The following is a 15,330-nucleotide window of genomic DNA, read 5'->3' as shown; positions in this document are numbered from 1 at the left end:
GATGCGCAACAAAAAGGCACATGGCGACGCGGCTAACGCTCAGAATTCAGGAACGAATTTCTCGGCTGACGAAGTCCGAGCAAAGTTTGGCCGTTCTCCTGCTTGAGAATCAGACGCTGATAGAAACCCACAGCGCGACCGAGCTTTCGTCGCTCGCCGGGGTCTCCAAGGCCACGACCGCGCGGTTTTTCCGCAACCTCGGCTATACCGATTTCGACGAAGCCCGAACCCAGGCGCGCGAAGAGAGGAACCGCACCCAGCCCTACGCCTATTCCCAGACAGCGGCCGAGCCGGGCGCATTGGGCAGGTCGATCGCCGACCATCTGGAACTGGAAGTGCTGAACCTGACCCGCACATTCGAAGAGATGCGCCCTGACCTTCTGACAGAGGCAGCGCGCTTGATCCTGGATGCGCCCCGTGTCTGGTGCATGGGCTTCGGGGCGGAGGAGGGGCTCGCGCGTCTTGCTCGCGTCACCTTTGCGCGGCTGCGGCCCGATGTGCATATGCTGGCGGCCAGCCCGGGCGCATGGGCCGAAGACCTGGCGATGACGGGGCCGCGCGACGTGCTCTTGCTGCTGACGCTGGAACCGCGGCCAAAATTCCAGTCGGCGCTGACCGCCTATGCCCGCACCTCGCGGATGAACGTCATCACGTTGACGGACCATCGCTACCTCGCCCGCGCTCAGCGCTTTTCCCGGTTGGTCATCGGCAGCCATGTCGCGACCTATGGCGCGGTTCCAACGCATACGACGCTGACAAGCCTTCTGCGGTTGCTGGCCGTGGCCTATATCGGGCAGGCCGGAGAACCTGCACTGCAGCGCCTTTCGGTCATCAGCGAGATCAACGAAGAGATTGACCTTTTCGATTGAACAGCATCGGCCGGCACACAAACCTTGCCGCCAGCTTTGGCCTGATGGCATCTCCGCCCGGCGACTGGAAGGGGGCGCTGGCAGCCGTGCTGCGCTGTCCCCTTCCGGCGCTCGATATCCGGTACGATCCTGAAATCTGGTGTCGAATTCTTTGAGTGTGCACCTGACCCGGGCGATGCGGCGCAGCCGTCGCCAGACCACCTTGAAGGCAATATCCCCTATCGCGGCCCGGACAGCCCCTTGTGCGAAGTACCGGGGCAGGTCGCGGCCGACCAGACGCCGCCGCGCCGTGCCGGTTTCGGATACGGTCGTGGACTGAGCGAAAGCTGTCCACTCGATCTTGCCCGCTACCCGTCAGCGGGCCAGATCGAACCGCAGGTCGAACCGGACAAGATCCGCGCGCACCGTCCGCGAAAGCGGCACCTGCATGGCGCTGGCCAGCGCTTCCACGATCGAAAGCCCGAGGCCCGCGCCGGATGATCCGGGGCCGCGCGCAAAGCGTGCCTCGGGCAGGTCGGGCCGGGACGCGGGGTTCTCGATCGCCATGCGCCCGTCGGCGAGGACGGTGATCCGCACGTCCCCCGTGCCGTGTTCCAGCGCGTTCTCGATCAGGTTGCGCAAGAGGATCGCCAGCGCGTCCGGGTCTGCCGCGACTTCCAGCCGGTCCAGGTCCGAGTCGTCCAGCCGGATCGCATGGCCCGCGCGGGGGGCCAGTTCGTCGACCAGCAACCGCAGGATGCGGATCAGGTCGGCAGGCCCCCGGCCCAGGCCAAGCCCCGCCTCAAGCCGCGACACCTGCAATAACCGTTCGACCCGCCGGGTCAGCGCATCGACCATGCCGATGGTCGCCTGCGCCTCGGGATCGGAGGACAGGAGCAGCCGGTTGCGCAGCCCGGCCAGCGGCGTGCGCAGTTCATGCGCGGCATTGGCGATGAAATCGCGTTCCGATTGCCGCAGCGCCCCGATCCGGGCGAGGTAGGCGTCAAGCGCGGCGGCCAGGGGGCGAAGCTCTTGCGGCAGCCCGTCAGCACCCGTCGGGGACAGGTCATCCGGGCCGCGCGACGCGACCTCGTCGGCCAGCCGCACCACGGGTGCCGTCGTCCTCGTCACGATCCGGCTGAGACCCCAGAGCAGAAGCACGATCAGCGGAACCGCCAGCGCGAGGAAGGCCGAGGCCGCCTCCAGCATCTCTTCGCGCCGCCATGTGGTGGCGTGGGCGGCTTCGATCACCACACCCTCGGCGCTGATGCGCAGGATGCGCCAGCCGGGCGCGTCATGGAACCCATCGCCCGCAAGCGCGGGCCATGGCGCAGGCGCGGCGGCGCGTCCGGGCGAAAGGATGCGCAGCACGCGTTCGCCGTCGTTCGTTTCCACCCCCAGCGTGCGCGGGATCGAGCCCCCCTGCGCCGTGTCGAGATACAGGACCGTCGTTTCGACCAGGGCCCGCAGCTCTTCGTCGAACATCTCGTCCATCTCGTGTTCCAGCACGAAGGCCGAAAGGACGACGGTGGCGATCCATCCACCCAGCACCAGCGCCAGCACACCCCCTGTCAGGCGCCGGCGCAAGGACCAGGGACGGGCGCGCGCTGTCATGGCAGGATATACCCCAGGCCCCGGCGCGTCTCGATCACGCCTTGCCCAAGCTTGCTGCGCAGCCGCGAGACATAGACCTCGACCGCGTTGCCCTCGATAACGGCATCGAAGCCCTCCAGCACCTCCTCCAGCGCGGGTTTCGGCAGCACGCGCCCCCGCGCCCCCAGAAGCGCGTCGAACAGCGCCCATTCCCGCGAGGTCAGGCGGATTTCGCCGCCATCGCGCCAGACGCGGGCAGCCGCGCGGTCCACCTCAAGCCCGGCGATCTCGACCCGACTTTCGGGCGCCCCCTGACCGCGCCGGGCATGGGCACGGATGCGGGCGGCGAGTTCGTGCAGATCGAAGGGCTTGACCACATAATCATCGGCCCCTGCGTCCAGCCCGGCGATCCGGTCGCTGATCTGGTCGCGGGCGGTGGCGATCAGGACGGGCGTGCGCCTGCCGGCCCGGCGCCATGTCTTCAGCAGGTCAAGCCCGGACCCGTCGGGCAGGCCCAGATCCAGGATCACGCAGGCATAGTCGGCCACCGCCATCGCCTCGATCGCCGTCGCGGCATCGGGGGCGTGGTCCACGGCATGTCCCTCGGCCCGCAGGAACTGCAGGACGGATCGGGCAAGTTCGGCTGTGTCCTCGACCAGAAGAAGGCGCATGGCCCTTTCTATCCCGGCACGACATCCGGCGCGAGGGGGCGCTGTAAGCCTGCTGCAAGGTTCGGCGCGCCAAAGGGGGGCGACGATAACCCGAGCAGGCGGCAGACCGGCCGCAACAGGACAGATGACCGATACGAACATTGCCCCCGTCAGGCTTTTCCGCCCGACACTTTCGCAGCTTGGCCTCAACCTTGCCGTGGCCAGCTACATCATGGCCGCGCTGAACACGGGGTTCTGGCAGCGTCTGGCCGATATTCTGGGCGACAGCCCGGCCCGGATGGCCCTGTTCGCGCTGGCCATCTTCGCGCTGACGGTGCTGACGCTGGAATTCTTCGGCCCCGGCCGGTTGCAGAAACCCGTGGCGGCCGCGCTGATCCTGATCGCGGCCGCGGCCAATCACTTTGAACAGAGCTTCGGGGTGCTGATCGACCGCGAGATGGTGCGCAACGTCTTCGAAACGACAGTCACCGAATCGCGCCATCTGGTCACGCCCGCGGCGGCGGGCACCATCGTGTTGACAGGGGTCCTGCCCGCGGCACTGGTGTTCTGGCCGCGGATCGACAGGGTATCGCGCTGGCATCACCTGTGGCGCTGGCCGCTGGGGGTGGCGCTGTCCTTCGCCGTCCTCGCGGGCGGGCTGTTTGCCGATTTCAAGACCTTTTCGGCCGTGCTGCGCGAACGCAAGGAACTGATGGCCTCGTATCAGCCGGGGGCGACGATCGGGGCGCTTGCCCGCTATGGCAAGCAACAGTTCGCCGCCGAGGCCGCCGTACTGCATCCGGTCGGACCCGACGCAAGGCCGGGCCCGCATCTGGCCGGTGCGGAAAAGCCCGTTCTGCTGGTGCTGTTCGTGGGCGAAACGCTGCGGGCCCAGAACTTCGGGCTGAACGGATATGCCCGCGACACGACACCCGAACTGGCGCGCCGCGAGGTGATCAACTTCCCCGATGTCGGCGCCTGCGGCACCTCGACCGCCGTTTCACTGCCCTGCATGTTCTCGCCCCTGGCGCAGGCAGGCTATTCGCGGGACCGGTTCCTGTCGCAGGAAAACCTGCTGGACGTGCTGGCGCGCGCGGGGTTTGCGGTGCGTTGGGTGGACAACAACACCGGCGACCAGAAGATCGCGACCCGCACCGGATGGGACCGGGTCGATGCCACGCTCGACCCCGAAGCCTGTGCCGTCGAATGCACGGACCGGGTGTTCCTGCCCCTGATCGAACGGACGCTTGACACGATCACGCAGGATACGGTCCTCGTGCTGCACATGATCGGCAATCACGGTCCGGCCTATTTCCTGCGCTATCCTCAGGATCAGGCCGTCTTCACCCCGGATTGCCGGACCGCCGAATTCGCCAAATGCGAGGTTGCCGGGATCGTGAATGCCTATGACAACGCGGTGCTGGAAACCGACCGGGTCCTGGCGCGGACGATCGACATGCTTGCGGCCAGCGACAAGGCGGATGCCGCGATGGTCTTTCTTTCGGATCATGGCGAGTCGCTGGGGGAGGGCGGGCTTTACCTGCACGCGGCGCCCCTGTTCATGGCCCCCGAGACCCAGACAAGGGTGCCGATGGTCATGTGGCTTGGCGAGGGTTTCCGGCGGACGATGGGGCTGGACGCAGCCTGCCTTGGCGACAAGGCCCGCGCCCCGGCCAGTCACGACAACCTGTTTCACAGCATCCTCGGCCTTTTGGATGTCACGACGACGGCGCGTGACCCGGCGCTGGACCTGACGGACGGTTGCCGCATCCAGAGGGCAAGCTGATGGCGGGGGATCGCGGAGACCCGGACCGGAAGGTCATTCCGCCGCGAAAGGGCCTTTTGCATGTGGTGGATGCCGCCAGCTATTCGCTGGCCGGGTTCAAAAGGCTTTGGGCCGAAACCGCCGCGCGGCTTGAAATCGGCGGCGCGGTGCTTGTCGCGCTGGCCTTTCTCTGGCGCGGGGCAGAGGCGTGGCACTGGCTGACGGCCCTGCTGCTTCTGGCGCTGATCCTGGTGGTCGAGGCGCTGAACACCGCCATCGAGGTGCTGACCGACCGCATCTCGCCCGAATGGTCCGAAATGGCGCGGGATGCCAAGGATCTGGGATCGCTGGCGGTGGGGCTGATGCTGCTGGTCGCGGGTGGGTTCGTCGCGGCTGTCCTTGCGCGGCTGATCTGACGGCGGCGTTGGCCCGATCTTCCCGCACTCGGGCGGGCGCTTCAGGCCCGCGCGGCCGGAAGGACGAAACGGACGGAAAAGCCATCCTGCCGCCCCGGACGGGGCGAGGCGATCCGAAGTGTGGCGCCGCTGCGTTCGGCAATGGCCGTCACGATCGCGAGGCCAAGGCCGCTGCCCGGCTCGGTGCCTGCCCGCACGAAGCGGCCGGTCAGCCCCTCAAGGGCCTCGGGCGGAATGACCTGGCCTTCGTTTTCGACCACCAGCGCGCCATCCGCGGTCAGCGTAACGCTCACCGGGCCGTCCGCCCGGCCATGCCGCAGCGCGTTTTCCGTCAGGTTGCGCAGAAGGATGGCAAGGGCATCGGGATCGAGGTCCGACAGCACCGGCGTTTCCGGAAAGGACAGGATCAGCCGGCCCCCATCCTGCTGGCGGGCGATGTCGTCCAGCACCAGCCGCAGCACGGGGCGGATATCGCTTGCCCTGTCCAGCCGAAGCCGCCCGCCCTCCGCACGGGCAAGTTGCATCAGCCGTTCGGACACCCGTGTCAGGCGCTTCAGCGTCGCCTCAATCTCGCCCGCGCGGGTCCTCGCCACGGAGTCCCCGGTTTCGGCCTGCAACCTTTGCGCCTGCGCGATGGCCCCAGCCAGGGGCGTGCGCAACTCGTGCGCGGCGTTGGCGGCAAAGCTGCGTTCGGCCTCGAAGGCGGCGGACAGGCGGGACAGAAGGCCGTTCATCGTCTCTGCCACCGGGGCGACCTCGGAGGGCAGGCCGGTCAAGGCCACCGGGCTCAGATCGCGCGCGCCCCGCGCGGCCAGCCCGTCGCGGAATTGCCGCAGCGGTGCAAGGCTGGCCCTGACCCCCAGGGCGATCACCAGAAGCGCGACCGGCAGCACGATCAGAAGCGGCAGGCCAAGGCCCATCTGCAATTCGCGCGCGACCCTGGCGCGGTGGTCCAGGGGTTCGGCCACCGTGATGCGGATCGTGCCCTGCACGGCCTCGTCATTGAACATCCGATGCGTCGCGGTCTGCCGAAAGCCGATCCCGTCCCAGGCCGGAAAGATCGCCGGATCGGCGGCATGGGATTGCAGAAGGACACGCCCCCGGTCGTCGCGCACGACGTAGGTGAAGAACTCGTCATGCGCGCGGATCGCGGACAGGCGCTGGCTGATGCCCTCTTCCTCGCGGTTCAGGATGTCGATCACGGCCAGCGGCAGGATACGCTGCGCCGTTTCCTGCAGGGCGGCGTCGAAAACCTCTTCCATCTCGGCCCGTGCGATCAGGGCCGTCAGGCTGGCCGCTGTGATCCAGACCAGCGTCAGCGCCAGGCCCAGCCACAGCCCCAGCCGCCCCTGAAGGCTTCGCGGCGCCCTCATCCGCGCCCCAGCCGATACCCGAGGCCGCGTTCCGTCTCGATGATCCCTGCGCCGAGTTTCTTGCGCAGGCGGCTGACGTGAACCTCGATCGTGTTGCTTTCGACCTCGGCATCGAAGGCATAAAGCTTGTCTTCAAGCTGCGCCTTCGAAAGCAGTTGGCCCGGACGGGACAGGAACGCCTCGAACAGCGCCCATTCCCGCGCGGTCAGCGTCACCGGGCGACCGTCGCGGTGGATGCTGCGGGCGGCAAGATCGATTTCCAGAGGCCCGTGCGCAACGATCGGGTTCGGGTTGCCCGCATAACGCCGCGCGACCGATCCGATGCGGGCGGACAGTTCCGCCAGATCGAACGGCTTGACCAGATAGTCGTCGGCCCCGGCGTTCAGCCCCTCGATCCGGTCGCTGATCTGGTCGAGCGCCGTCAGGATGATGACCGGCGTCACATCGCCCCGCGTCCTCAGCCGGCGCAGGAAGGGGATGCCCCTTCCGTCGGGCAGCATCAGGTCCAGAAGGACAAGGTCGAAGGCCGCGCCCGCCAGGGCATCCCCCGCCGCGTCGAGCCGCTGCACCCAATCCACCGAATGGCCATCGGCGGCGACCTGATCGCGCACGGCGGCCCCCAGGACGGTGTCATCCTCGATCAGCAGGATTCGCATGGTTCACATCGTTCCCTCGGCTCGGTTCGGTTCGCGCCCCGATTGACGGGACTGCCTGACAAGGGCCTGAAGCGGACGGAAAGCGGGCTTCAGGCTCCTGTAAGGTTTCACCGGCATCACTTCCTGCGGACAGGCCCTGACACGGAGTGTGGCCCATGCGAAAGACACTGACAATTCTTGCTTTCCTCGCGGGTCTTCCCGCCGGGGCGGCCTTTGCCGATGATGATTGTTACGTCCCCATGGCAGACTGGCAACCGCGCGAGGCGGTCGCGGGCCTTGCCGCCGAACAGGGCTGGACGGTGCGGCGCATCAAGATCGACGACGGCTGCTATGAAATCGACGGCCGCGATGCCACGGGCCGCGCGATCGAGGCCAAGGTCGACCCCGGCACGCTGCGGATCATCGAACTCGAATACGATGATGGCGAGGCCCCGCCCGTCCGCGAACGCGAACGCGAACGTGAACGCGAGGTCAGGGACGATGACTGACGTGCAGGCCGCCCGTGGCGGCAGGCCCGCCGGTGCGGGCGTCCGGGGCGCGGCGTTCGCACCGTGGGTGCGGCTGAACCTCGCCGGGCCCGGTCTTGCCGCCCTGGCGGTGATGGCCGGAGCCGTCCTTGGCTTTGCGGCCTATGCGCCCTATCGCGTGGACACGGCGCTTGGCATTGCCTTCGGTGCCGCGTCCATCGTTGCCATGGGCCTTGCGCTGATCCTGGCCGCCCGGCCCCCTGTGGCCGAACCGCTGTGCGGCGGGCTGGACCGGATGTACCGGCTGCACAAATGGCTGGGCATCGCGGCACTGGCCCTGATGATCGCGCACAACATGATCGAACCCGAGGTCGAGGATTTCGTGCGCGAAACCGATCTGGGCGACTTTGCCGGGGATGTGGGCGAATTTGCCCTGAACGGATTCATCGGTTTGATCCTGCTGTCCTGGATCAAGCGCATCCCGTTCACCCGGCTGGAACTGCCCTGGCCTCTGTGGCGCTTCACGCACCGCTTCACCGGGCTGCTGTTCGCCATCGCCGCCTTTCACCAGCTGGCCATCGACAAGCCCGCCGGAATCGACCCCGCGCTTGGGCTTTATCTGAATGCCTTCAGCCTGGCCGGGCTGGCCGCATGGCTGTTCACCCAGTTCGTGGCGCTCGTCCTGCGGCCCAGGGCCCATGTGCTGGACCGGATCGACCGTCACGGCACCACGACCGAGATCATCCTGCGCCCGACCGGACGCCCGATGCGCTGGCGCCCCGGTCAGTTCGCCTTCGTCTCGGCCCCCGATGCCGGCATGGCCGAGGCGCATCCCTTCACCATCGCCGCGGCCCCGCATGGCGACGGACGGCTCCGCTTCGGGATCAAGGCGCTCGGCGACTGGACATCGCGCCTGCCGGAACGCCTTGTTCCGGGGCAGGGCCTGCGGGTCGAGGGGCCGTATGGCCGCTTCCTGTTCCGTCGCCGGGTCCCGCGTCAGGTCTGGCTGGCAGGCGGGATCGGGATCACGCCCTTCCTTGCCTGGGCCGAGTCCCTTGTCGAAACCGACCGGCAGCAGATCGCGCTGGTCTGGGCCGTGGCCACCCCGGACGAGGCCTTTGCCGCCGGACGCCTGAAGGCCATCGCGGATCGTCATCCGGGCCTGACGGTCCAGGTCGTGGCTAGCAAGACCGACGGGCGCCTGACCGCGGCGCGGCTGGCGGCCATGGTGCCCTTCGACATCGCGCAGTCCGAACTGTTCTTCTGCGGGCCGACCGCCCTGCGCGCCTCGATCCTTGCGGGCCTGCGGGAGATGGGGAAATCCCCCCGCCGCGACCATTGCGAAGCCTTCGAGTTGCGCTGAGCCCACCCGTTCCGCGTCCCGGCGCGCCGGATCGAGGCGCGGTTTTCCTGACGGCAGGCTGAAGCAGATCCCGCGCCGCCGTCAGCAAGCGATCAGCCGGGCGGATCAGGATCGGCCCATCCACGAAAGGAGAACCCGAGATGAAATCGACTTTCGCCGTTCTTTTAGCCACCACCGCCGTTGTCGGCGCACTTGGCCTACCCGCCTTGGCCGCCATGCGCGGGACGGGCGATCCGTCCGGTTTCTGCACCGCCGGCCTTTGCGCCGCCATGTTCGCAGACGCGGGGAACGCGGCACCCTTGATCCGCATCAGCGGTAACGACGATGATGACGACGACGATGACGACAACACCCGCCGTCGCCGCAGCCATGACGACGACGATGACGACGACGACGACGATGATGATTGCGATGACGATGACGACGATTGCGCTGGCGCCCGCGCAAATCCGGCCCCTGCCGGAACCGTCGCCCCGCCCGCGAACGGCCTCTTCGGCAACGGTGCGCCCCCCAGGGCCGTCACCAACTGATCCGGGAGGCCGATCCTTCGCCCGCCCGATCCGAACCCGCGTTTCCAGTCAAAGGACATCCGATGAAATCCCGTCTTGCCACGCTTGCCCTGACCACCGCCCTGACCACCGCAGTGGCCCTGCCGGGTCTGGCCATCGCCCGCCCGGTCACCATGACCACAACGCTGACCGAATACGGCGGCGACGGTGCCTATCTGGTGCTTTACGTCACCGATCCGTCGGGCCGCTACGTGGGCAGCCTCTGGATGGCAGGAGGCAAGTCGAAATACCATGAACACCTGAGCGACTGGTATGCCGCCACCGGTGGCGACCCGGCGCAGATCGACGGCATCACCGGTGCCAGTGTCGGCGCGGGGCGGTCTTTGGAAATCACCCTCGATCTGGCGGATGCGCTGTTCGATGCGGGCTATACGCTGCACATCGACGCCGCGGTCGAAGACATGCGCGACAGCCCCAACGAGATCGCGGTGCCCCTGACCGCCGCAGGCGCGGGCACGCCGGTCGCCGGTCGCCGTTACGTTGCCAGTTTCACCTACAGGTAAGGGCCTGGTTCATGGTCCGCGTGCTTCACCGTTGGCCGGGGCTGGTGGCGGCCCTGCTTCTGTCCATCCTTGCGCTCAGCGGTGCGGCGCTGTCTGTCTTTCCCACGGCCGAACGACTTTCGGCACCACAACCCGTGGCGGGACAGACCGTCGCGGAACTTGCGAGCCTGGTCCTTGCCCGGCATCCGGGGCTTGAGGAGATTCGCCGCTCGCCGTCGGGCAGGATCACCGCATGGTGGTTCGATGGCGGAAAGCCGGGGTCGGCGGTGATCGACCCGGCTACCGGGGCGGATGTCGGCCCGGCTGATCCGAATCCGACCAAACGCTGGCTGACCACCCTGCACCGGTCGCTCTTTCTGGACGATGCCGGGCGCCTGGTCATGGCGTCGGGGGCTGCGGCGATGCTGGTTCTGGCGCTGTCAGGCGCGGCGCTTGTGGCGCGTCGCAACGGCGGCTGGACGAGATGGTTCGCCCGCCTGCGCGGGCCAGGGGCCGGTCGTCTGCATGTGGCCATAGCCCGGATCGCCGTTCCGGGGCTGATGCTGTCGGCGTCGACCGCGCTCTGGATGACGGCCTCGACCTTCGATCTTCTGCCCGATGGCGGGTTGCGCCCGCCCGCGCCTGCGGCGGTCAGCAGCGAGACCGGACTTTCCCCCAGCCAGATGGCGGCGCTGCGGGATGTCCCGGTGGACAGCTTCCGCAAGCTGGGCTTTCCCTATGCCGGCGATGCGCAGGACGTGTTCACACTGTCCACCGATGCGGGCACGGGCCTTGTTGACCAGGGCACCGGGCGGCTGCTGTCATGGGCCGATCCGACGCCCTGGCAACGGATGTCCGAGACGATCTACATGCTGCACACCGGCCAGGGGGCGGCGGTGCTGGGGCTGATCCTCGGTCTCATGGCGCTTGCCGTGCCGGTGATGGGGGCGACGGGCGCCCTGATCTGGGTGGCCGGGCGGCGGGGCCGCCCCGTGCTGCGCGACAATGCCCCGGCCGCGCGGGCGCGGACGGTGATCCTTGTCGGCTCCGAAGGCGGCAGCACCTGGGGCTTTGCCGCGACGCTGGCGCGGGCCCTGCGGGAGGCCGGTCAATCGGTGCATGTGGCCCCGATGTCAGGCTTCGACCCTGCGCACCATCCCTGCGCCGAACGTTTCCTGATCCTCGCCGCCACCTATGGCGAAGGCGCAGCCCCCGCTTCGGCCAAAGGGTTCCTGGACCGGCTGGCGCGGCTGACCAAGGTTCCGGCCGCCCCGCTGGCCGTTCTGGGTTTCGGCGACCGCAGCTTTCCCGCCTTCTGCGCCTTTGCCGCCGAGGTGGAGGCGACCGCCCGTGCCATGGGCTGGGCCTCCCTTCTGCCGCTGGACATGGTGGACCGCCAGTCGCCGCAGGAATTCGCGCGCTGGGGCCGGGCGCTTGGCGATGCCCTGGGCATCACGCTGGAGCTTGACCACCGGCCCGGCCGCCCCGCCGCCGAAAGCCTGACCCTGGCCACGCGCCGCGACCTTGGGGCAGAGGTGCAGGCCCCGACCGCGATCCTGCGTTTTGCCCTGCCGAAGGCGTCCCTTTGGGCGCGGCTGACGGGCCGGGGCCTGGCGCGGTTTCAGGCGGGCGATCTTCTGGGCATCCTGCCCGAAGGGTCATCCATTCCACGGTTCTATTCGCTGGCCTCCGGCAGCCGTGACGGCTTTGCCGAGATCGTGGTGCGCAGACTTCCCGGCGGCCTTTGTTCGGGCCAGCTGATGTCGCTCCAACCCGGCGACCGGGTGCAGGCCTTCCTGCGCCGCAATCCCGATTTCCATGCCGGGCGGGACCGCGCGCCGCTCATCCTGATCGGGGCGGGCACCGGGATCGGGCCGCTGGTCGGGTTCATCCGCGCAAACGACCGCCGCCGACCGATGCATCTGTTCTTCGGGATGCGCCATCCCGGCAGCGATTTCCTTTACCGCGAAGATCTGTCCCGATGGCGGGCCGAGGGGCGGCTTTCCCGTCTCGTCACGGCCGTATCGCGCGGCGAGCGGCCCGGCTATGTGCAGGATGCCCTTCGCGCCGAGGCGGTGCAGGTCGCGGCCTTGCTGGCCGGTGGGGCCAGGGTGATGGTCTGCGGTGGCCGCGACATGGCGAAAGGCGTCGCGCAGGCCCTGGATGAAATCCTTTTGCCCGTGGGCCTCACACCCGCCATGCTGAAGGCCGAGGGGCGCTATGTCGAAGACCTCTACTGACCCGATCCGCCACGCCCTGAACGGGCCGACGATGGGCACCCGCTGGTCGGCGCTCTATTTCGCGGCGCCCGATGACGGCCCGGACCCGGTGACCCTGTCGGCTGCGCTGCAGGCGGCGGTGGACAGCGTGGACAACCAGATGTCCACCTGGAAGCCCACGAGCGACCTGATGGCGCTGAACCGGGCGCCGGTGGGCGACTGGGTTGAGGTTCCGCCCGATCTGGCGCGGGTCCTGGCGATGGCGCTGGAAATTGGCCGCGCCTCGGGCGGGGCGTTCGACATCGGGATGGGCGATGCGGTGACGGCCTGGGGGTTCGGCCCCGGCGCGGCTGATCCGCAGGCCATCCGTGCGGCCCTCGATGCCGCGCGTCGTCCCGTCCACGAGTTGCTTCAGATCGACGGTTCGCGCGTCCGCAAGTCCGCGCCGCTTGTCCTTGACCTGAACGGGATCGCCAAGGGCCACGGCGTCGACCGGCTGGCCGAAGTTCTGGCCGGGCATGGCATCGCCAACGCCCTTGTGGGCATCGACGGCGAGATGCGCGCCATGGGCCTGCGCCCTGAGGGGCGGCCCTGGACCATCGCGGTGGAGGCCCCCGATCCGGATCGACGGGCGCCCCATTCCATCCTGACCCTGCAGGACGCTGCCGTGGCCACATCCGGAGACTACCGCCATCAGGTCATCGTGCAGGGTCGCCCGCTGTCGCACACGATGGATCCGAGGCGGGGCGCACCGCTGGTCGCCTCGCCCGCCTCGGTTACCGTGGTCGCGGCCACCTGCGCCGAGGCCGATGCCTGGGCGACGGCGCTGATGGTCGCCGGTGCGACCGAAGGGGCGCGGATGGCCGGACAGATCGGCCTTGATGCGCTGTTCCTGCTGCGCGATGAACAGGGGGGCGTGCAAGGTCGGCCGGTGGGCCGGATTTTCGCGGGCAGGGCCACGGCAGGCGGCCCGACCACTGGAGGCTAGACCTTGGACACCGCAGCGACGGACCGTTTCAAGACACTGCTTCTTGCCATCGCGCTTGCCGGTCTTGCGGGCGGGTTGGCGCTCAGTCTCAGCGGGCGGGGCGCGGTTGCGCAGACGGTCTGGTTCGCGGGCGTCGTCCCCGTTCTGGCGGCCCTCGTCGCAGAGATCCTGCGCAGCGTTGCGCGGGGCGAGGTAGGCCTTGATATCGTGGCCGCGCTGTCGATGTCGGCGGCGCTGACCTTCGGCGAGACGCTGGCCGCGGCGGTGGTGGCCGTGATGTATTCGGGTGGCACCTTTCTGGAAGCCTATGCCGAAGGCCGCGCCCGCCGCGAGATGCGCGATCTCTTGTCCCGCGTGCCGCGCACCGCCACCCGCCACCGCAACGGCGGGCTGGAAGAGGTGTCGCTGGATGACCTTGCCCCCGGTGACCGTCTGCTGATCCGGCAGGGGGATGTCGTGCCGGTCGATGGGCTGATCCTGTCGCAGACGGCCTTCCTTGACACATCGGCGCTGACCGGGGAATCCCTGCCCGTGCGGTTGGAACGCGGCGCCGGTGCGATGAGCGGTTCGACGAACGCGGGCGAGGCCTTCGACCTTGAGGCCACGCATGAGGCGAAGGACAGCACCTACGCCGGGATCGTGCGGCTGGTGGAGGAGGCGCAGGCATCGAAGGCGCCGATGGCGCGTCTGGCCGACCGCTGGTCGCTGGGGTTTCTCGCCGTCACCGTCGCGCTGGCTTTTGCCGCATGGTGGTTCACGGGCGATCCGATCCGTGCGGTGGCGGTGCTGGTGGTGGCCACGCCTTGCCCGCTGATCCTCGCCGTGCCGGTCGCGCTGGTCGCGGGGCTGTCGCGCGCGGCGCATTTCGGGGTGCTGGTGAAGGGCGCGCGGCCTCTGGAGGCGATGGCCCGCATCCGCACCCTGATCCTCGACAAGACGGGCACCCTGACCGACGGGCGGCCGCAGATCGTGTCGATCGACAGTGCGGGCGCCAGAGCAGGCGCCGGTTCGGGCGACGGCGCGGGCGTGGGACAAGATCGGATGGCGCCGGAAGACATCCTTCGCTTTGCCGCGGCGCTGGATCAGGCCTCGAAGCATCCTGTCGCGCAGGCCATCGTTGCCGCCGCGAAAGACCGTGGCCTGACCCTGCCGATCCCCGTGGGCGTCGCCGAAATCCCCGGCGAGGGCGTCATCGGCTTCATCGACGGGCGGCAGGTGATCCTGGGCGGCGACCGGTTCGTCGCGCAGCGCGTCGGCCGCGGTCCGGGCGATCATCCGGAACTGGCGGCGGGATCGGTCATGGTGGCCGTGGCCGTGGACGGCCGCCTCGCCGGTCATCTGGTGATGTCCGACCCCCTGCGCGAAGGGGCGGGCGACATGCTGGATCACCTGCGGCGGCAAGGGATCGGCCGCATCCTGCTGGCCACCGGCGACCGGCCCGAGGTCGCCCGCCGCGTCGTCCGTGGCCTGCGCCTTGATGGCATAAGGGCGGGGCTGACGCCGGACGAGAAGGTCCTGCTGGTCCTGAGCGAACGCAAGAACGGCCCCGTCATGATGGTGGGCGACGGCGTCAACGATGCCCCGGCACTCGCGGCGGCGGATGTCGGCGTTGCCATGGGCGCGCGCGGTGCCGCGGCCAGCGCCGAGGCGGCTGACGTGGTGCTTCTTGTCGACCGGGTCGACCGGATCGCGCCGGGTGTCGAGGTCGCGCGCCGGTCGCGGCGGATCGCACTGGAAAGCGTGGTTGTGGGCATCGGCCTTTCGGTTCTGGGGATGATCGCGGCGGCGCTTGGCCATCTCAACCCCGTCCAGGGGGCGCTGATCCAGGAGGCGATAGACGTTGCCGTGATCCTGAACGCGCTGCGTGCCCTGCGCATCGCGCCCGAGGGAATGACGCGCCCGGAACCCCGCGCACCGGGCCTGTCGGGCTGACGGGGGCGG

The 15,330-nt window shown here is 68.8% G+C and carries 14 protein-coding genes; 10 read left to right on the top strand and 4 right to left on the bottom strand.

What is annotated here, in order from left to right:
• Positions 1–20 precede the first annotated feature (20 nt).
• Positions 21–869: a MurR/RpiR family transcriptional regulator gene (locus E7811_RS03330; protein WP_136393154.1), complete on the top strand. Its 849-nt coding sequence runs from the start codon at positions 21–23 to the stop codon at positions 867–869.
• A 354-nt stretch (positions 870–1,223) separates the two neighbouring features.
• Here E7811_RS03330 and E7811_RS03325 read toward each other — a convergent pair whose 3' ends face one another.
• Together E7811_RS03325 and E7811_RS03320 are read right to left on the bottom strand one after the other, a co-directional pair.
• On the bottom strand, positions 1,224–2,462 hold the full coding sequence (locus E7811_RS03325; RefSeq protein ID WP_136393153.1) for an ATP-binding protein: 1,239 nt from the start codon (positions 2,460–2,462) through the stop codon (positions 1,224–1,226).
• Complete coding sequence (locus tag E7811_RS03320; RefSeq protein ID WP_136393152.1) at positions 2,459–3,112, bottom strand: response regulator transcription factor; 654 nt, start codon at positions 3,110–3,112, stop codon at positions 2,459–2,461. Before E7811_RS03320 ends, E7811_RS03325 begins: the two co-directional genes overlap by 4 nt.
• Before the next feature lie 124 nt (positions 3,113–3,236).
• Between E7811_RS03320 and E7811_RS03315 the strand changes: the two genes are divergently transcribed.
• Complete coding sequence (locus E7811_RS03315) at positions 3,237–4,877, top strand: phosphoethanolamine transferase (protein WP_168732913.1); 1,641 nt, start codon at positions 3,237–3,239, stop codon at positions 4,875–4,877.
• Positions 4,877–5,272 (top strand): diacylglycerol kinase, encoded by a 396-nt coding sequence (locus E7811_RS03310; RefSeq protein WP_136393150.1) that lies wholly within the window; start codon positions 4,877–4,879, stop codon positions 5,270–5,272. The genes E7811_RS03315 and E7811_RS03310 overlap by 1 nt, the downstream gene beginning before the upstream one ends.
• A 41-nt stretch (positions 5,273–5,313) precedes the next feature.
• Here E7811_RS03310 and E7811_RS03305 read toward each other — a convergent pair whose 3' ends face one another.
• Together E7811_RS03305 and E7811_RS03300 are read right to left on the bottom strand one after the other, a co-directional pair.
• The gene (locus E7811_RS03305) at positions 5,314–6,645 is read right to left on the bottom strand and encodes an ATP-binding protein (RefSeq protein ID WP_136393149.1); all 1,332 of its coding nucleotides are present in this window, start codon (positions 6,643–6,645) and stop codon (positions 5,314–5,316) included.
• Positions 6,642–7,301, bottom strand: a complete 660-nt coding sequence (locus tag E7811_RS03300) for a response regulator transcription factor (RefSeq protein WP_136393148.1) — start codon at positions 7,299–7,301, stop codon at positions 6,642–6,644. Before E7811_RS03300 ends, E7811_RS03305 begins: the two co-directional genes overlap by 4 nt.
• A 155-nt stretch (positions 7,302–7,456) precedes the next feature.
• On the opposite strand from E7811_RS03300, the gene E7811_RS03295 reads away from it, so the two are divergent.
• From E7811_RS03295 to E7811_RS03265, 7 genes are all read left to right on the top strand, one after another.
• On the top strand, positions 7,457–7,789 hold the full coding sequence (locus E7811_RS03295; protein ID WP_136393147.1) for a PepSY domain-containing protein: 333 nt from the start codon (positions 7,457–7,459) through the stop codon (positions 7,787–7,789).
• Complete coding sequence (locus E7811_RS03290; RefSeq protein WP_136393146.1) at positions 7,782–9,131, top strand: ferredoxin reductase family protein; 1,350 nt, start codon at positions 7,782–7,784, stop codon at positions 9,129–9,131. The genes E7811_RS03295 and E7811_RS03290 overlap by 8 nt, the downstream gene beginning before the upstream one ends.
• A 140-nt stretch (positions 9,132–9,271) precedes the next feature.
• Positions 9,272–9,661 carry a hypothetical protein gene (locus E7811_RS17865; RefSeq protein ID WP_168732912.1) on the top strand — a complete coding sequence of 130 codons (390 nt, stop codon included), beginning with the start codon at positions 9,272–9,274 and terminating at the stop codon, positions 9,659–9,661.
• A 62-nt stretch (positions 9,662–9,723) separates the two neighbouring features.
• Positions 9,724–10,203, top strand: coding sequence for a DUF2271 domain-containing protein (locus E7811_RS03280; RefSeq protein ID WP_136393145.1), 480 nt, complete (start codon positions 9,724–9,726; stop codon positions 10,201–10,203).
• 11 nt (positions 10,204–10,214) lie between these two features.
• A complete protein-coding gene (locus E7811_RS03275) occupies positions 10,215–12,422 on the top strand; it encodes a PepSY domain-containing protein (protein ID WP_136393144.1) in 2,208 nt (735 codons plus the stop codon).
• Entirely contained in the window at positions 12,403–13,389 is a 987-nt protein-coding gene (locus E7811_RS03270; RefSeq protein WP_136393143.1) for an FAD:protein FMN transferase, read from the top strand. The genes E7811_RS03275 and E7811_RS03270 overlap by 20 nt, the downstream gene beginning before the upstream one ends.
• A gap of 3 nt (positions 13,390–13,392) precedes the next feature.
• Positions 13,393–15,321: a heavy metal translocating P-type ATPase gene (locus tag E7811_RS03265; protein ID WP_136393142.1), complete on the top strand. Its 1,929-nt coding sequence runs from the start codon at positions 13,393–13,395 to the stop codon at positions 15,319–15,321.
• The last annotated feature ends 9 nt before the right edge of the window (positions 15,322–15,330 follow it).

It is taken from the genome of Aliigemmobacter aestuarii, from assembly GCF_004799285.1.
GTDB lineage: Bacteria > Pseudomonadota > Alphaproteobacteria > Rhodobacterales > Rhodobacteraceae > Aliigemmobacter > Aliigemmobacter aestuarii.
Note: the sequence above shows the minus strand (reverse complement) of the source record. Positions and strands in the feature narration are given on the sequence as shown.